Below are 16975 nucleotides of genomic sequence, written 5' to 3'. Positions count from 1 at the left end.
GGATCCTCGTCGTCACCGGCACGCGTGTCGGTCTGCCCTCGTCACCGCGTCCATGCTGTGTGCGACCAGGAGCCAGGTGCGGGCAAGGTTCTTCCAGACCGCGACCGAGTTCCCCCCACTCGCGTCGTCGGGGCGAGCGCGAACAGCGGCCGATCGATGCAGCGACAATGCCCGCGCTTTCAACGCGTCGAGATCGCCGTCGGCGCACACCGATCGAACGGTGTGCGCGTCGACGCGCCGACCGATCAACTGGCACAGCGTCTGAAGTGACCTCAGCTCGGCAGGAACGTCGTCGGATGTCTCCGAGGGACTCTCGGTCGCTGCGCCGGTCGTGCGACCGACGGACCCGCATTGCAGGTCGACCGGCCCCGACGATGCTCCGTCGGCCGCCACGCTCCATACGCTCAGGAACGACGGATGTGGGACGTTCCAGATCTCGCGGAACGCGCGCGTGATCATCTCCGCGACGAGCGCAGCATCGGCTCGGGTGTCGGTTCGCGTGAGATCGATGATCGACCCGTCTGCGACCGGCTTGCCTCGATCCAGCCAACCGCAATCGAGGAGCTGCACATCCATTGCCGTTGCGTCCGGGGCATCCGGGTACAGCAGGGACGGCAGCGCTGCCACCGACACCAGCACGCTGCTGTCCGTCGCCGCCACGTCGATGTACGGGCGTAACCCACGCTCGCCGGGGCTCGCCTGAGCGGCGGACACCGTGATGTAGTCGCGCCGCGGCAAGGCCCGAAGACGAGCATGCAGGTTTTCGGTGAACGTGGCCCACGCGAGCGCGGTGGTGGAATCGAAATGGCCGTTCTGCAGTGCGGTCACGGTGCGAACCCTCTTCTCGGACGAGAACTGATGCCTGTACCCGAGACCGTAGCGAGGGGGTCCGACAAGAAACCGAGTCAGTACACGTCGCGTAGGTAGCGCTTCGATTGCTTGAGCTCGTTGACGTAGTCCTCGGCGGCGTCGGGGGAGCGGCCACCGTGTTCGGCGACGATCTCGTGCAATGCCTCGTCGACGCCTTTGGCCATGCGAGCCGCATCGCCGCAGACATAGAGCTGAGCGCCGGCTTCGAGCCACCCGTAGAGCTGCTTTCCCGCCTCACGCATGCGGTGTTGGACGTAGATCTTCTGAGTCTGGTCGCGAGAGAAGGCCAGATCGAGTCGCGTCAGCAGACCGCTGCGCTCGAAATCGGCGAGTTCGCCCTCGTAGAGGAAGTCGCTCGCTCGATGCTGATCGCCGAAGAACAGCCAGTTCTCACCTGCAGCGCCGCGGGCGCGACGTTCGTGCAGAAACGCGCGGAACGGGGCCACTCCGGTTCCCGGCCCGATCATGATGATCGGGGTGTCGTCGGACGGGAGGCGGAACGACTTGTTGGCGGACAGGAACACTCCCGCCTGATGTCCGTCCCCGATGCGATCGGCCAGATACGTCGAGCAGACGCCGCCTCGATCACGCTCGGCCGACCGGTATCGAACCGTGGACACGGTCAGATGAACGGTGCCCTCGTGCGCGATCGGCGACGAGGAAATCGAGTAGACCCGGTGTTGCAGAGGACGCAGCAAACCGAGAAATTCGGCCGGATCGAACGTCCCCGACCGATCGAGATCGAGAACGTCCACGACATCGCGACCCCAGGTCCAGGCGTCGTACGATGCGCGGTCGCCGTTCTGCAGAACGTGATCGAGCTCGGCGTCACCGGCCCGTTCGGCGACGGCCTCGATCAGATCCATGGATGGGATGCCGATTTCGTACTCCGTCGTCAGCGCCTGTGCGAGGGTGATCTCGCCGGATTTCGTGTGGACGGCCGTGTCTGCCGGCACTCCGAGGCGGTCGACGACGGCGGAGACCAGTGCTGCGTCGTTGACGGGTTTGACGCCGAAACCGTCGCCGGCCTCGTAGGCGATGCCACTCTCGCCCAGCGCGATCTCGAAGTGTCGAACTTCTTTTGCGGATGTGGGACCGGACAGGCGATTGTTGCTCAGAACCTGCGCGCGGTAGGGATTCTTCCGATTCCACGGTGAGCGCTTCGATGCGGTCTTGGTGGCGCCGAGATCGCCGATTCGAGCGTCGATGTCCTGTACCTGCCTTGCAATTGTCGTCACGATGCGTCGAGCGAAAGGTCGACTGTTCGAAGACTAATCGTGCGCAGTCACTCGCGGTGCAGGACCTCTATTCCGTCGACGGAGAAGACGACGTCGTATCCGCTCGCCAGCGCCCGGCTGATCGCCTGACTATCACCGGTCTCGTCCGTCGGCCAACCCGCCGGCCGTTCGCGGTTCACGACGATCCAATCCGGGACTGTCGAATCGGTCGTGCGCTGCGGAAAGACCGACACGTCGTGGTCGGCGACGAGTTGGGCCACCAGATTGTTCGACGCCGCAACTCGATCATCGGCAGGAATCCACTCGGAGATTTCTCGGACGGTCTCGGCTTGCGGATCGATCGTCCATTCCTGGGCGTGCACCACGCGTGACATGGGCAGGAACGGCAATGCGACGACCGCGAACGCGGCTACGAACGCGACGATGTAGTGCCGGCCGCGTTCGCTGAGCTGACCGTGCCGGTGGCTGCGCGTGAACGCGTCGAGCAGGGCGACGAACACGATGACCATGAGGATCGCGTTGTAGTGATAGATCGGCTTCCAGAAGTTCGTGTTGTCACTGAGAAAACGCCATGCCACCGTCGGGACCGCGATCAGCAGTAGCGGAGAGCGCAGAGCGAAGAAGCCGGTGATCGCAAGCAGCAGAAACGCCGTGGCCGCCCGCGAATCGCCGGCAACCAGACCGTGCGCTGTATCGGCGATGCCTTCGCCCAGTGGAGGCAGTTTCGAGCCTTGGTCGTACGAGTTGTCGGAGCTCAGGGCCGGGACGATCACCTTGACCGCGAGCACCATCCAGGTCAGTCCCGAGACGGCCGTCAGCGCCCCCAGGATGCGGGTTCGTCCTGTCGTCCACAGCGCCACCAACGCCCCGACGACGATCACTGTCAGACCCATGTCCTCTTTCACGAAGACCAGCGGCAGTGCCCAGGCCAAGGCCGGCAGCCAGCGCTGCCGAACCAGCGCGACCATGGACATGGCGAGCAGCGGCATTGCGAAGGCCACCTCGTGAAAATCGAAGTTCAGCGCAGCCTGGACTCCCCAGGACAGTCCGAACGCCGCGGCGATCACGATGCCGACGATCGTGCCGAACTTCTGTACCGCCAGTCGGCTGATCGGAATCACGGCGAGTGCGAACAAGACCGCTTGCGCGATCAGCAGCGTCTCCGCGTGTGGGAACAGCCGATAGACAGGCCCCAACAACGCGGTGATGGGCGAGAAGTGATCGCCGAGCGTGTTGTAGCCGGTGCCGAGCAGATCGGACGTCGGCGCGCGAAACTGCGAGTACGACGCGATCTGCTGAACGAATATGCCCAGGTCGAATCCGGAGGTGCGGAGCTGGCGATGGCCGAGGACGGACATCACCGCGTACAGGGTCGCCAGCACGGCGAACGAGACGGCAGGCACCAACGTCTCGGCGGAGCGGAGTCGTGCGCGCCGGTCTGTGGTCCCTGTTTCGTCGGTGGCTGTTCTGTCGGTCGCTGTGTCGACACTGTCGGCATCGGTGGCGACCGTGGAGTTCTCGGTAGTGGTCACGAGAAGGCATGTCTACCGGACCGACGTGAGATGTTCCTGAGAACCGCCGGTCAGCGCTTGCGTTTCTTCGCAGGCTTGCGTCGGGGCGGCTGCGAGGTGAGGTGGTAGTAGAGCGCGTCCTCGGAGTCCTCGACCACCACATCGATGAAGTCGCCGACCTCGAGGTAGTCGTTGACGGCAATTCTGTCGGTCGAGCCGATGACTGCTTTCACCGATCGGGCGGGAACGAGGCCTCTACGGCCGTCCGGTCCCACGGCGAGTGCATAATGTGGGCCGGTGCGAGTGACCCTGGCGCTGATGAAGTCCGGATCTTTCGGAATCGGGTCGGCCGCGAGCACGCCGCCGTCCTTGGACGCGGCCGTCAACGAGTCGAGCTGCGCGGCCAGATCGTCGGCCATCGCATCCACCTGATCGAGCAGGTGGGCCATGTGCGCGGCGTAGTCGGTGTGCTTCTTGGTCGGCTTGAGTGCCTCACCGGGCTTGTACATGTCCTCGTGGGTCAGCTCGCCCCAGGCGTCCTGCAGGCGCGTCTTGACCTGGACTTCCACCTTCACATCGAGATCGCCCTGGTGAGTGGCAACTCGAACGACCAGAACGGCGTGATACGCGCGGTAGCCGCTCGGCTTGGGAAAAGCGACGTAGTCGGTGGGTGGTTGCGCGAACCGAACGGAACATTCCGGGTCGTTGCACGCACGCTCGAGCGCGGCAACGAACGTCAGCTGATCGCGCGGGGTCTTGCACAGCACCTTGACTCCGACGAGATCGGGCAACGCCTCGGCGACGGCATCGGCGTCGGTCGGTTCGGTGATACGGCCCTCGGAGAGATAGCGGCGCAGTTTGTCGGCCGATCTGCCCGGGTCCTTGATGCGTGCCGTCTGCGCGTTCAATCGGTCTCGATCGACGTCCTCGAGAATCTCGTCGGCGATGGTCTCGAGGAAATTCTGCGCGGTGACGAGAGCAGCTTCCCACGCTCGACGACGCTGCAGGTACAGCTCTTCGACCAAGTCGTCGATACTCGTTGCCGATGTCACGATGCCGAGGTTAACGCAGAAGTGTCGCCGAACCTTTCGGCGGCGCGCATTCGAGCTGTGGTGCGACTGTGTCCGGTTTACGCTCTACCGCATGACCGTGGCCTCGGAACAGAAGGACGACTTCGTCGAGCAGTTCGATCCCTTTCGCCGTGAGTTGCTCGCACACTGCTATCGCATGACCGGGTCGATCCACGACGCCGAGGACCTGTTGCAGGAGACGTACATTCGCGCGTGGCGGGGGTACGCCAAGTACGAGGGCCGATCGTCCCTGCGCACCTGGCTGTACCGGATCGCAACCAATACCTGCCTCACCGCTCTCGACGGTCGGGCGAAGCGTCCTTTGCCGACGGGTTTGGGGGCACCGAGTTCAGGTCCCACCGACGAACTGGTACAGAACAACGAGATTCCGTGGCTCGAGCCGATCGCCGATTGCGAACTGGCGGATGCGAGCGATCCCGCCTCGATCGTGGTGGCGAAAGAATCCGTACGGCTCGCCTTCGTCGCCTCGCTGCAACATCTGTCGTCTCGGCAACGCGCGGTGCTGCTGATGCGCGAAGTGTTGCAGTGGAAAGCGTCGGAGGTTGCCGAAGCTCTCGCCACGACGACGACCGCAGTCAACAGCCTCCTGCAGCGAGCACGGGAGCGTCTCGACGAGATCGCGCCCGAGCTCGACAACGTCGAGCCCATCGAATCCGCGGAACTACAGAAACTTCTCACCCAGTACGTGGAGTGTTTCGAGAGCTACGACATCGATCGACTGGTCACGCTGTTCACCTCGGACGCAGTATGGGAAATGCCGCCGTTCGTCGGGTGGTATCAGGGCGGCGAGACGATCGGATCTCTCATCCGGAACAACTGCCCCGCAAACGGAGCAGGCGACATGCGGATGGTGGCCACCTCGGCCAACGGTCAACCTGCGTACGGGCTGTACATGCTGGCAGAGGACGGTGTGCACCGGGCCTTCCAGCTGCATGTTCTCGATGTCGATGCCAGAGGGGTCGGGCACGTGGCCTGCTTCTTCGATCTGACTCTGTTCGATCGATTCGGTTTGCCCGACCGCCTCTAGGGCGACAAGGTAGGTCAGCCCTGCGGCACGGCCGACGGATCCATCCACATCACTTCCCACACGTGATTGTCGAGATCTCGGAACGCCCGGCCGTACATGAACCCGTGGTCCTGGGGTTCCATCCATTTCGATCCACCCGCGGCGATCGCCGCGTCGGTGAGCGAATCGACCTCCTCGCGACTGTCGGCAGAGACGCACATCAGCACCTCCCGGGCCGAGCCCGCGTCGCAGATCGAGTCCGAGATGAAGTCCTCGAATCGAGAGCTGGACAGGAACATCACGGTTGCTTGATCGCTGACGACCATCGAGGCACAGTTCTCGTCGCTGAAAACATCGTTGAACTCGAATCCGAGACCCTCGAAGAATGCGCGGGTGGCGACGACGTCGCGGACGGGCATGTTGGCGAACAACAAACGGGACATGGGTACGCACCTTTTCCGGAAGAACTTGCTGCTTCGGGCCGTCGAACAACGGTCTTGCTCGTACTGACAGCGATCGATCCGAAAAGTCATCGGGTTGTGGATGTGCCGACACGACGCGACCCCGCCGAGCGGGTGCTCGACGGGGTCGCGGACTGCGAAGCTGAAGGGGGCGTGTAGTTATCGCGTGATCTGCGCGAGGCGTGACAGCATGCGCGTGAAGACGTGGCCGTCGTTGCCGAGGTCTGCGTAGGGGTCGGCTGCCTGGTCCGACTCGGTGGCGCCGGACGTTGCCGCAGCAAGCGTGTGCGCCAGGCGGGTACGACGCTCGATGGCGTCGAGGATGGTGCCGTCGAGCATTGAAACTTCGTCGAAGAGCTGGTCGACGTCAGCTGTCGCGATGTCGGCACTGTCGGTGCCAATTGCGAGCGAATCGATCTGAACAGTCACATCGTCTCCTTTTGTTCGCGTCCTGAGGTGTGAGTCGTTCGGTCGGCCGGAACCGTTACAGCTCGACCCGTGTAAAAACGATGTTTCGTCGCCCAGACCAAGATGCCCACTGGACGGGCCTGGGCCAACCTCTTCGGGGTGTGATGCTGCATACAGTCCGGTCGGTTCCCCCCACCTGCGGGTTCTCGGGGGGAAAGGCTCGAAGGATTCTTCTCGCGTTGTTCGGGTACCTACGGAAGCGAACGACGGCAACTTTCGAGGAGTGAACGATGCGTTACGACTACCTGATCATCGGCGGGGGAATGGTTGCGGACAGCGCTGCTCGCGGGATCCGCGAGCAGGACGCGTCAGGCTCCATCGGCGTACTCGGCGCAGACCCCGACGCGCCGTACACCCGCCCGGCGCTGTCGAAGAAGCTGTGGACCGATCCGGATTTCGGCCGCGATCAGGTCTCGCTGGACACGGCCTCCGACACCGGTGCGGAGGTGCACACCGGAACTCGAGTCGCCTCGGTGGACCGCTCGAACTCGTCGGTCACCACCGAATCCGGAGAACGCCACGAGTACGGCAAACTCCTCCTGGCAACGGGTGCAACGCCGACCCGGATCGAACTGTCTCCCAGCCCCCGCGTGGTGTACTTCCGCACTTTCGCCGACTACCGAGCGCTGCGCGAGCTCACGAAGACCGCCGATCACATCGCTGTGGTCGGGGGCGGATACATCGGCACCGAAATTGCAGCTGCGTTGTCTCTTCAGGATGTGAAGGTCACACTGGTCACCTCGGATGCCGTACTCGGAGGACACATGTTTCCGCCGACCCTGGCTGCCGGCTTCGACAAGGGTTTCTCCGGCCACGGCGTCACTGTGCGCCGGGGAACGAAGGTCGTGTCAGGGGCCGAGGCGTCGGCGCGCGTGCAACTTCAACTCGACGACGGTTCGACCGTGGAGGCGGACGGAGTCGTGTTCGGACTCGGTGTGCGACCCGAAACAGAGCTGGCCGAATCTGCGGGGCTGGCAGTCGACGACGGAGTGATCGTCGACGAGTTCCTCCGGACCGAGGACGAACACGTCTACGCCGCAGGTGATGTGGCGAACTACCCCGACGCCGTTCTCGGTCGCCGACGCATCGAGCATGTCGACAACGCGACCGAAATGGGCAAGGCCGCAGGACGCAATATGGCCGGTGCCGCAGATCCCTACACGTACACCCCGTACTTCTATTCCGACGTGTACGACGACGGATATCAGGCGATCGGCACGGTGTCCACGACGCTGAATGTCATCGAGGACTGGAAGACGGTCGGCAAGGAAGGCGTCGTGTACTACCTCGACGACGATGCCGTCGTCCAGGGCGTCCTGATGTGGAACGTCTGGGAGGGGCTCGACGTGGCGCGCACGTTGCTGGCCGAGAAGAAGCCGCAGACCGAGCAATCGTTGAGCGGACTGATCTGAACTTCTGGAACACTCGAAAGTGAGCGGACCAGCGTCGGTTGGACGTGACCTAGGAGAGATGATGTCCGAGTTCGATGGCAGTGGGTCGGCCGAGCAGCGTGCCCGATTCGACGACGAGGTTCACAGCCGCTGCGCCCGCTGCCGGTTGCCCGGACATTCCGAACCGCTGTCCGACGCGGCGGCGGTCGCCATCGCGGCCGGGCGCGTGGACGAGGCCACCCGAGCTGTGCTCATCAATCGATGGTATGCCGGACGCTTGCTGCCGTCGATCGGGGGATTCGGCGCGCTCCGTAATTTGGTGGACGAACGCGATCGGTGGCTCGCCAAAGACACGACGAGCAAGCCCGGATCGGCTCTGGTGAACAAACTTCGAGCTGCCGAGTTGAGCAAACGCGTCAATCACCACCGCACCACCGTGGTGATGTCCAATCGGCACTACGCCACCGGAGTACGCGCGGCGCGAAAAGAGCGCCGAGAAGGTGTGCACCTCGATCTGGACCAACGGGATGCGATCTTCGATGCGTTGACGAGGACGCCTGCGCCGGAGAAGTTCGGCCCGATCGCCGAGCGAGGCCTGTCGCTGGTGGACGCGGCCACGGATCGGGTCAGCACGCTGGCGCGGAAAACACCGGTGGCCGACAGGGTCGAGTGGGCAACAGGACTGGTGGATCAGTTCGTGGATCGAAAAGACGACCGCTTCGTCGATCGCTACGACACTCTGTTGTTCCTCGCGGGTACTTCGTTCGATCGGGTGCGTCGGTCGCCGGCATGGCAGTCGACGTATTTCGAGATCCAACGCAACCAGTTGGACCTGTTCGTCGAACTCACCGAAATCGCGGTCGATGCCGCGTCGCTGCGCACGGTAGCGACCGAGCTGAATCGGATCGGCGAGACGATGGTCGACGAGGAGACCGCAGCGCAGGTCGAATCCCGTCGTGGCGCACTGGAAGTGGTGTGGAAGCAGTTGACCGGACGGGTGGCTGCGCTGGTTCGACTCGCGAATGTGGTCGAGTCCTCGGAGACCGAGGCGCGCACGTCGGACGCGATGGCCCGAGCGCACAGCTTGGACGATCGGATCGATGACCTCGTCGGGCGGTCGGGGAGCCGGGAAATGTCTGCCGAGAACACACATTTCGTCGGTGATCAAGTGCGGACGCAGTGGCGCGACTGAGTGCCGCCGAGGGCACATAGCCGCGCCACTGGCTCTAGGCGATGATTGCGAACAGGATTCCCGCGACGGCGAAGCTGACCACGGACAGAATCGTCTCGAGGACCGTCCACGTTTGCAGCGTCTGCTTGACGGTCAGGTTGAAGAATTTCGCGATGATCCAGAAGCCGCCGTCGTTGACGTGGCTGGCGATGATCGAGCCCGCTGCGATCGACATGGCGATCAGCGCGACGGCCGGAGCCGAGTAGTCCTGGGCTGCCACCAGGGGGCCGACTATGCCGCCGGTCGTCACGATGGCCACGGTTGCCGAGCCCTGAGCCACGCGCAGCGCACAGCTGATGATGTACGCCAGGACGATGATCGGAAGACCTGCGGCCGCCATGGTGTCGGCCAGGGCTGTGCCGATTCCCGTGGCGGAGATGACCTTTCCGAAGAACGCGCCTGCGCCGACCACCAGCAGCAACATGCCCACCGGACGCAGCGACTCACCGGTCAGTGTGCTCAATTGCTGGACGGTGGATCCGCGTCGGATTCCCAACACGTAGAACGCGATCAGTACTGCGATGAGCAGCGCTACGGCCGGCGTGCCGAAGAACGTGAGCACTTCGAGTAGGTTGCCGGGATCGAGCAGAATGCTGCCGAACGTGGCGCCGAGGATCAGGACCAGCGGAACGGCGATGATCGCTCCGATCGTGCCCACCGACGGTGGCGTCGTGACGACCGGGCGCTTGGTCGCGACCGTGCCTGCTCCTCCACCCTCGGTGGTGCTCGCATCGTTTCCGTCGTTGATGAAGTCCTCGGGGACGTCGACGATGATGCGTTTGCCGATCCAGTTGCCCCACACCAGGCCGGCGGCGATGAATCCTGGTATTCCGCAGATGAATCCGAACAGGATGAGCCACCCCAGGTTCACCTCGAGCAGACCACCGAGGGCGACCGGTCCCGGGTGCGGTGGCAAGAAGGCGTGCGTCATGGACAACCCTGCCAGCATCGGCAGCGCATAGAGCACCAACGACTTTCCGCCTTGGCGCGCCGCCACGTACACCAGCGGTGCCAATACGAAGATGCCGATGTCGAAGAACACCGGAATGCCGAAGATCAAGCCCAGCAGTCCCATTGCGATGGGTGCTCCGCGTTCTCCGAAGACGCCCAGTAGCTTGGCGGTCAGTGCCTGCGCGCCACCGGACTTTTCGAGAATCGCGCCGAGGACAGTGCCCAGTCCGATGATCACTGCGATGTGGCCGAGGATGCCCCCGAACCCGGTTTCGAGAAGCGATTCGTTGCTCTTGATGGCGGTGCCGACTATCTCGTTGACGGGCAAGCCGGCAGCCAGAGCCAAGCCGAGGCCGACGATGAGAAGTGCGATGAACGGTTCGAGCTTGACCTTGATGATGACGATGAGCAGTACCGCAATTGCGATGCCGCACAATACGAGTAGGCCTGGCGTTGAGGTTCGCAGCCAGTCGACGACAGAATTCATGACGAGCCTTCCTTGATGTCTGCACTGATAGCCGCCACGAACGCCTGCGCTCGCACGGTGATGTCGTCCCACTGGCCGGCCGCAACCGACGCCGGTGGAACCACATCGGTGCCTGCGGTCACTGCGACGGCACCGGATGCCAGGAACTGAGCGGCATTTCCTGCGTTGACCCCGCCGGACGGAACGAGTTTCACGTCGGGGAAGGGGCCGAGCAGATCCTTGAAATACGCGGGCCCGACGGTGCGAGCCGGAAATATCTTCACGGCATCCGCTCCGAGATCGAGGGCAGTCATCACCTCCGACGGGCTGAGCGCGCCCATCATCAGCGGGATCCCGGCGTCGGTCACGATCGTGGCAACGTCGGGCCGCAGCCCGGGGGTCACCACGAAGCATGCTCCCGCGTCGATCGCCGACCGTGCCTGATCGGCGGTCAGGACGGTGCCGGCACCGACGACCGCACCCGCGTTCGATGCCGCGCGGAGCAGTGCCAGGACGCCGGGCGTGGTGAAGGTCAATTCTAGGGCCCGAATCCCGCCGCGCGAGAGCGCATTCGCCAACGCAGCAGGATCGGAGATGTGCGGCGCACGGACCACCGACAGTGCGCGGTCCTCCAGAATGGTGGTCAGTGCATTCACGATGTCTGCTTTCCGGTGGGATTCATCCGCAGGGCACGGCCTGCCAGAGAGTGCGTGGGACGGCGATCGTCGATAGCGAAGGCACCGTTGACCATCACGTGGCTGATGCCGTCGGCCTGTTGCTTCGGATTCTCGAACGTGGCGGTATCGCGCACGGTTGCCGGGTCGAACAGGACGAGGTCGGCTGCGTGCCCTTCGGCGATCGTGCCGCGGGCGCGCAGGCGGAGGCGCGCAGCGGGACGACCGGTCAGGTGATTGATGCAGTCTTCGAGCGAGAGCAACTGCTCGTCCCGAACGTAGTGACCCAGGTAGCGGGGGAACGTTCCCCAGGCGCGGGGGTGGGGCTTCTCGCCGACAAGGATCGCGTCGCTGCCGCCCATATGACGTGGATGCGCCATGATCTCGCGCACGTTCTCCTCGTGTCCGACATGCTGGAGGATGGTGGTGGCCAGCGCGTCTCGGCAAAGGAAGTCGAAGAACACGTCCACCGGTGACCGACCCGCCTCGGCCGCGATCTCGGACATCGTGCGACCGACATAGCGATCGAGCTCCGGATTCGCCACACCGCTGAGCTGGATGGTCTCCCACTCGACGGTCACGCCATGGCAGCCGTCGGACCCGTCGACGTCGACATCCTGTGCGATGCGTCGACGCATGTCCGGATCGTCGAGGCTTTCGAGCGCGCGATCCGGGCCACCCGACATCGCCCAACTCGGTAGCAGCGCAGACAAAGTGGTGGCTCCGGGCAGATACGGATACGTGTCGAGGGTGACGTCGCATCCGTCCGCGATCGCAGAATCGACGCGGTCCAAGAACTCTCGTGCCCGGCCCCGATTGACGCCGAAGTTCATCGTCGCGTGAGTCAGATGCAGCGCACATCCCGTCTCCCTGGAGAGATCGAGCATCTCCTGGTACGCGTCGAGTGCGCCCGCGCCGTACGACCGAGTGTGCGGCGCGTAGAACCCACCGAAGTCGGCGACGACCTCGCACAGCGCGCGTAATTCGCCTGTGTCCGCGTACATTCCGGGCGTGTACGTCAAACCGCTCGACATTCCGACGGCACCCTCGTGCAAGCCCTGCGCCAACAACTCCTGCATGTGGGCGATCTCGGACGGCGTCGCCGGTCGCTGATCAGGGCCCACCGCGAGGTACCGCAGTGTTCCCTGGGGAACGAGATAGGCAGCGTTCGGGGTGATCCCCTCGTCGAGGCGAGCGAGGTACTCGGAAACCGAGCGCCACGAGAAGTCGAGGTCGACGGGATTGCCGTTCCATCCGGCGATCTGACGCCGCACCACATCGAGCGTCGCGTCGTCGATCGGAGCGTAGGCGATGCCGTCCTGGCCGATGACCTCGGTGGTGACGCCCTGACTGATCTTCGGGAAGTGGTCGGGATCGGTCAGTAGACGCAGATCGGAATGGGCGTGCATGTCGATGAAACCGGGGGACAGGACCTGCCCAGGTGTCGCATCGACGATTCTGTCGGCACCGAGAACGGCGCCGGGTTCGGCGATCGAGGCGATGATTCCGTCGCGTACGAGAACGTCACGACGCAGTCGCGGAGACCCGGTGCCGTCGATGACGTCGGCACCTCGAAAGAGGATATCGGACATGGGGTTTCGACTCTCTAGAAGAATGTGTGCACGAGATCGACGACGCGAGGATCGTCGCTGTCGGCATCGTCGACGACGGGAATGAGACGCCACTTGTCGAAAGCGGTGCACGGGTGAGACAGGCCCAAGCGCACCACCGATCCCACCGGCAGTGCCCCGCTGTCCTCGGCCGGTAGGCGAAGGAACGCATGCTGATCGTTCAGTGCAGTGATGTCGGCACCGGAGTCGAGAGTCTCGGTTCCCCGAACCGATTGGGGGACAGGCAGTCCTTCGTCGAACGGGAAGTCCCGCTTTCCTGCATCGAGCAGTGCGAGACCGGGTTCCGGCCTGGAGACCGTCCGAGCCCATCCGTGCATCGCCGACATCAGCGGCGCGTCGGTGCGGGCGGGAGTGAGTGGTGAGATCTGCGAGTAGAAGCCGTCGTCGTGCACCACGTAGGCACCCGAGCGCAGCACTACGTCGGTAGGTACTCCCTCTTCGTTGGTGAGAGAGTGCAACCGCTCGACCACGAGGTCCTGGTAGGCGCTGCCGCCGGCGGTCACGATCGCGTGCTCGCCGTACAACCCCTCGGCATCGAGCGCGCGATGGAGGGCGGCCACGTTGTCCAGATAGGTCCGAACCGCCGCGAGGCCGCTGTCGGTCCGGTCGTGGCTCAGTGCGCCCTCGTAGCCGCCGACCCCGGCCAGAGTCAGCCGCGGCGACGACGCGATCGCACGTGCCACCGAGATCGCTTCTTCTGCGGTCCGCGCGCCGGTTCGGCCGTGCGGGCCACCGAGTTCGACGACGACCGCGACCGGCCGCTCTCCTTGCGTCGAGAGGATGCGGTGCATCTCGTGCACCGTTGCGACGCTGTCGGCCCAGCAGTAGAACTCGAATGTCGGATGCGAATCCAGCTCGGCCGCAATCCACGTCAACGCAACAGGGTCGATCTCGGCATTGGCAAGAACGATGCGTTCGACCCCGAATGCGCGTGCTGCCTGAACTTGCCATCCGGTTGCGAGGGTGATGGCCCAGCTTCCCGCGTCGAGCTGCTGCTTCCACAGTTGAGGGGCCATCGACGTCTTCCCGTGGGGTGCGAGCAGCACTCCCGCGCGCGCAGTCCACTCGGCCATGACCGAGATGTTCGACGCGATGCGTGCCCGGTCGAGAGTGAGGACGGGCGTCGTGAACTCGGAGAGCCGCGGCGACGTGGCGAGAAAGCTCTCGATGGTGTGCCCCCATGACCTGGGTGGCAATGCCTTGTACTCGGGTCCGAGCACTCGTCGGCTGAGTGCCTCGACGGCATCGGTGTCGATCACGATCGTCTCCTCGGTCTCGGAAAACCCGCAACTGCGTTGCGTATTTTGCAACGCTGGTTGCGCAGTGTGTTTATGCTTTGTAGTCTGCAACGAAAGTCAGCATTCCCGCAAGAGTTCGAGGAGATCGACGTGAAAGCACCACGAGCGGTGTGTGTGGGCGAAGGCCTCGTCGTTCTGGTTGCCGAGCCGGGCCCATTGGAGAAATCGAACACGTTCCACCGCACAGCCGGAGGCGCAGAAGCCAACGTGGCCAGGGTGTTCGGTCAATTGGGCGTCGATGCGTCGTGGATCTCTCGAGTGGGAGATGACGGATTCGGCCGGTATCTGGTCGGTCAATTGATCGCGGCAGGTGTCGACACCTCCGGTGTGACGCTCGACCACGAGCGACCCACTGGCATGTACGTGAAGCAACGCGGATCGGGTTCCGGCGACCGCCACGACCTCGCATGCCGAGACAGTGCGATGACCTACTTCCGTGCCGGCTCGGCTGCGAGTGCTCTGTCGCCCACAGACATCGACGGGAGTGCGGCGAACCTCGTTGCCGGTGCCGACCTGATCCACTTCACCGGAATCACCGTGGCCATCTCCGATACCGCCGCCGATCTGACGAGATACTTGATGGATCTGCCCACTCTCGTCAGCTTCGATCTGAACTATCGGCCGGCGCTGTGGAAATCTCGGCCGGACACAGCCACAGATGTTCTCGGTGAACATGTTCGAGGAAGCGATGTGGTGTTCATGGGTGCCGACGAAGCTGCGCTGGTGTTCGGCACATCCGATCCCGCCGAGCTGCGCGAAATGTTTCCGCAACCACACCACCTGGTGATCAAGAACGACGCGCACACCGTGACGGCATTCGAGGGAACCTCTCGGGTCGACGTACCGGCGCTGAAGCTCGACGTAATCGAGAAGATCGGTGCCGGAGACGCGTTCGCGGGCGGATATCTGACCGGATTGCTGTTGGGCAGGAGTTCCGTCGAGCGCGTTCGGTTCGGTCACCTGTGCGCGGCGGGTGCCTTGACCGGCCACGACGACATCGCCTCGGTGCTTCCCCTGGCGGTGCTGTCGAAACTGGCCGAACTGGCCGATGCCGATTGGGCGAGGCTGGACTACGCGGCCACAGCCGCGCGTCACTCGGAGGTGTCGAAATGAGTCAGAGTCTGGCGCGGGCGATGACACTTCTCGGCTTGCTCGGCGACGGACCGCAGTCGCTCGACGAGCTGGCGTCGGTCCTCGAGGTCCACAAGACGACCGTGCTGCGGCTGCTTCGCACGATGGAAGCCGACAGATTCGTCCAGCACGACGCGGATCACCGATATCAGCTCGGATCCAGGCTGTTCGAGCTCGCCAACCATGCGCTCGAACAGCGGGATGTTCGGAGCATTGCCCGGCCGCACTTGTCCGAACTGAACGCGATCACCGGCCAAACCGTCCACCTCGCCACCTACGAGGCCGGCGTCGTCATCTACATCGACAAGTTCGACGCCCAGCAAAGCGTGCGGATGTATTCGCGAATCGGAAAGCCTGCGCCGCTCCACTGCACAGCTGTGGGGAAGGTCCTCATCTCGGCGCGGCCGGAGGCGGAGCGTGTGCAGATTGCACGCAACATCACCTACACGCCGTTCACCGAAAGAACCATCACGACGGCCGAGCGTTACCTTCGCGAGCTCGACCTCGTGCGCGAGCAGGGGTTCGCCGAAGACCGCGAGGAGCACGAGTCCTTCGTCAACTGCATCGGATGCGCAGTGCGCAACGGAACCGGTGATGTGGTGGCAGCGGTATCGATGTCCGTGCCCGACATGGTGCTCGATCATCAGCAGGTGCTTGCCACGCTCCCCGAAGTGCAGCACGCCGCGGCGGCGATCTCCGCAGGATTGGGATGGCACCCGCAAGAAGCCCAGGACCACAGAACACAGAACCAGAACTCGAAGGAAGGAACACAATGAGCGAGAAGATCGAAATCCGCACCACAGGTGCGCCCGCACCCGCCCACACATTTTCCCAAGGAGTCCGGAAGGGGCCGTTCGTTCAGGTCTCGGGGCAGGGGCCGGTCGACCCGGCCACCAGTGAATACCTGTATCCAGGCGATGTAGCCGCGCAGACGACCCGCACACTCGAGAACGTCAAAGCGATCGTCGAGGCCAGCGGTGCGACATTCGACGACGTCGTCATGCTGAGGGTGTATCTGACCAAGCGTGAGGACTTCTCGACCATGAACGACGCCTACGGCCAGTTCGTGTCGGCACATACGTCGGGGGACGTTCTACCGAGCCGCACCACAGTGTTCACAGGACTGCCCAGGGAAGAGATGTTGGTAGAAATCGATGCTGTAGCGATCGTCTGATCAAGGCATGCGGCAGATGTTCACACGAAAATTACATCTGACCAGGCGATTTGCGTAAGCGTTGGTCTTCGCGTAACTTTTGTCGAGTCAGAGCGACACGGACACCGACCCGGTCTTCACGGACTGGGACAACGAGGTTGTACGGAGTATGCACTGAACAACCCAGGCAAGGCTCGAAAGTGATGAGTCATGTCTGGGGTTCGAGCGTGTAAGCCCCGAAGTTACCGTGCAAACGGTAGTGACGGTGGGTGCGTGTTCTTTGAGAACTCAACAGTGTGTCGATGAATGTCAGTGCCGAATGTTTTTGGCGCTCATGCCTTTTGGGGTATGAGTGTGACATCTTCTTGCTTCATTCTTCCCGTCTGAGGTGAGAAGGTTTTGTT

General features: G+C 63.6%; 15 protein-coding genes and 1 pseudogene. 6 read left to right on the top strand and 10 right to left on the bottom strand.

The genetic code is table 11. The annotated features are described in order from the left end of the window. Nucleotides 1–12: 12 nt before the first annotated feature. The 4 genes and pseudogenes from QM590_RS14295 to QM590_RS14280 form a co-directional block, all read right to left on the bottom strand. Entirely contained in the window at nucleotides 13–828 is an 816-nt protein-coding gene (locus QM590_RS14295; protein ID WP_269595452.1) for a TY-Chap domain-containing protein, read from the bottom strand. A gap of 77 nt (nucleotides 829–905) precedes the next feature. Then, nucleotides 906–2045 (bottom strand): annotated as a pseudogene (locus QM590_RS14290) (sulfite reductase subunit alpha); the annotation flags it as partial. A 110-nt stretch (nucleotides 2046–2155) separates the two neighbouring features. Further along, nucleotides 2156–3640, bottom strand: a complete 1485-nt coding sequence (locus QM590_RS14285) for a DUF2079 domain-containing protein (protein WP_269595454.1) — start codon at nucleotides 3638–3640, stop codon at nucleotides 2156–2158. Nucleotides 3641–3690: 50 nt separating this feature from the next. Next, complete coding sequence (locus tag QM590_RS14280; RefSeq protein WP_269595455.1) at nucleotides 3691–4671, bottom strand: GTP pyrophosphokinase; 981 nt, start codon at nucleotides 4669–4671, stop codon at nucleotides 3691–3693. Nucleotides 4672–4762: 91 nt separating this feature from the next. Here QM590_RS14280 and QM590_RS14275 point away from each other — a divergent pair, with 91 nt between their 5' ends. Then, nucleotides 4763–5737 carry a sigma-70 family RNA polymerase sigma factor gene (locus tag QM590_RS14275; RefSeq protein ID WP_149407768.1) on the top strand — a complete coding sequence of 325 codons (975 nt, stop codon included), beginning with the start codon at nucleotides 4763–4765 and terminating at the stop codon, nucleotides 5735–5737. A 14-nt stretch (nucleotides 5738–5751) separates the two neighbouring features. Here QM590_RS14275 and QM590_RS14270 read toward each other — a convergent pair whose 3' ends face one another. Beyond that, nucleotides 5752–6159: a VOC family protein gene (locus tag QM590_RS14270; protein ID WP_269595456.1), complete on the bottom strand. Its 408-nt coding sequence runs from the start codon at nucleotides 6157–6159 to the stop codon at nucleotides 5752–5754. Between the two features lie 177 nt (nucleotides 6160–6336). Continuing rightward, entirely contained in the window at nucleotides 6337–6606 is a 270-nt protein-coding gene (locus QM590_RS14265; protein WP_269595457.1) for a hypothetical protein, read from the bottom strand. Between the two features lie 269 nt (nucleotides 6607–6875). Between QM590_RS14265 and QM590_RS14260 the strand changes: the two genes are divergently transcribed. Then, entirely contained in the window at nucleotides 6876–8057 is a 1182-nt protein-coding gene (locus tag QM590_RS14260) for an NAD(P)/FAD-dependent oxidoreductase (RefSeq protein ID WP_269595458.1), read from the top strand. Nucleotides 8058–8118: 61 nt separating this feature from the next. Beyond that, complete coding sequence (locus QM590_RS14255) at nucleotides 8119–9228, top strand: hypothetical protein (RefSeq protein ID WP_269595459.1); 1110 nt, start codon at nucleotides 8119–8121, stop codon at nucleotides 9226–9228. A gap of 34 nt (nucleotides 9229–9262) precedes the next feature. Here the strand turns inward: QM590_RS14255 and QM590_RS14250 are convergent, their stop codons facing one another. The 4 genes from QM590_RS14250 to QM590_RS14235 are packed head-to-tail and all read right to left on the bottom strand — an operon-like array spanning nucleotide 9263 to nucleotide 14248. Next, entirely contained in the window at nucleotides 9263–10705 is a 1443-nt protein-coding gene (locus tag QM590_RS14250) for a GntP family permease (RefSeq protein ID WP_269595460.1), read from the bottom strand. Then, nucleotides 10702–11340 (bottom strand): bifunctional 4-hydroxy-2-oxoglutarate aldolase/2-dehydro-3-deoxy-phosphogluconate aldolase, encoded by a 639-nt coding sequence (locus tag QM590_RS14245; protein WP_269595461.1) that lies wholly within the window; start codon nucleotides 11338–11340, stop codon nucleotides 10702–10704. Before QM590_RS14245 ends, QM590_RS14250 begins: the two co-directional genes overlap by 4 nt. Continuing rightward, complete coding sequence (locus QM590_RS14240; protein WP_269595462.1) at nucleotides 11337–12950, bottom strand: N-acyl-D-amino-acid deacylase family protein; 1614 nt, start codon at nucleotides 12948–12950, stop codon at nucleotides 11337–11339. Before QM590_RS14240 ends, QM590_RS14245 begins: the two co-directional genes overlap by 4 nt. A gap of 14 nt (nucleotides 12951–12964) precedes the next feature. Then, the gene (locus QM590_RS14235; protein ID WP_269595463.1) at nucleotides 12965–14248 is read right to left on the bottom strand and encodes a type III PLP-dependent enzyme domain-containing protein; all 1284 of its coding nucleotides are present in this window, start codon (nucleotides 14246–14248) and stop codon (nucleotides 12965–12967) included. A gap of 129 nt (nucleotides 14249–14377) precedes the next feature. On the opposite strand from QM590_RS14235, the gene QM590_RS14230 reads away from it, so the two are divergent. Genes QM590_RS14230 through QM590_RS14220 form a run of 3 tightly spaced genes read left to right on the top strand, consistent with a single transcriptional unit; the run spans nucleotide 14378 to nucleotide 16592 of the window. Further along, on the top strand, nucleotides 14378–15400 hold the full coding sequence (locus tag QM590_RS14230; protein ID WP_269595464.1) for a sugar kinase: 1023 nt from the start codon (nucleotides 14378–14380) through the stop codon (nucleotides 15398–15400). After that, complete coding sequence (locus tag QM590_RS14225) at nucleotides 15397–16194, top strand: IclR family transcriptional regulator (RefSeq protein ID WP_269595465.1); 798 nt, start codon at nucleotides 15397–15399, stop codon at nucleotides 16192–16194. Before QM590_RS14230 ends, QM590_RS14225 begins: the two co-directional genes overlap by 4 nt. After that, nucleotides 16191–16592 (top strand): RidA family protein, encoded by a 402-nt coding sequence (locus tag QM590_RS14220; RefSeq protein WP_068050854.1) that lies wholly within the window; start codon nucleotides 16191–16193, stop codon nucleotides 16590–16592. The genes QM590_RS14225 and QM590_RS14220 overlap by 4 nt, the downstream gene beginning before the upstream one ends. Nucleotides 16593–16975: the final 383 nt, after the last annotated feature.

The organism is Rhodococcus sp. IEGM 1372 (assembly GCF_030056835.1).
Taxonomy (GTDB): Bacteria; Actinomycetota; Actinomycetes; order Mycobacteriales; family Mycobacteriaceae; genus Rhodococcoides.
Note: the sequence above shows the minus strand (reverse complement) of the source record. Positions and strands in the feature narration are given on the sequence as shown.

What these genes read in the sequence shown, in the direction of transcription:
- QM590_RS14275 (WP_149407768.1), top strand. Translation starts at nt 4,763, where the DNA reads ATGACCGTGGCCTCGGAACAGAAGGACGACTTCGTCGAGCAGTTCGAT.
- QM590_RS14270 (WP_269595456.1), bottom strand. Translation starts at nt 6,159, where the DNA reads ATGTCCCGTTTGTTGTTCGCCAACATGCCCGTCCGCGACGTCGTCGCC.
- QM590_RS14260 (WP_269595458.1), top strand. Translation starts at nt 6,876, where the DNA reads ATGCGTTACGACTACCTGATCATCGGCGGGGGAATGGTTGCGGACAGC.
- QM590_RS14240 (WP_269595462.1), bottom strand. Translation starts at nt 12,950, where the DNA reads ATGTCCGATATCCTCTTTCGAGGTGCCGACGTCATCGACGGCACCGGG.
- QM590_RS14220 (WP_068050854.1), top strand. Translation starts at nt 16,191, where the DNA reads ATGAGCGAGAAGATCGAAATCCGCACCACAGGTGCGCCCGCACCCGCC.
- QM590_RS14250 (WP_269595460.1), bottom strand. Translation starts at nt 10,705, where the DNA reads ATGAATTCTGTCGTCGACTGGCTGCGAACCTCAACGCCAGGCCTACTC.
- QM590_RS14225 (WP_269595465.1), top strand. Translation starts at nt 15,397, where the DNA reads ATGAGTCAGAGTCTGGCGCGGGCGATGACACTTCTCGGCTTGCTCGGC.
- QM590_RS14255 (WP_269595459.1), top strand. Translation starts at nt 8,119, where the DNA reads ATGTCCGAGTTCGATGGCAGTGGGTCGGCCGAGCAGCGTGCCCGATTC.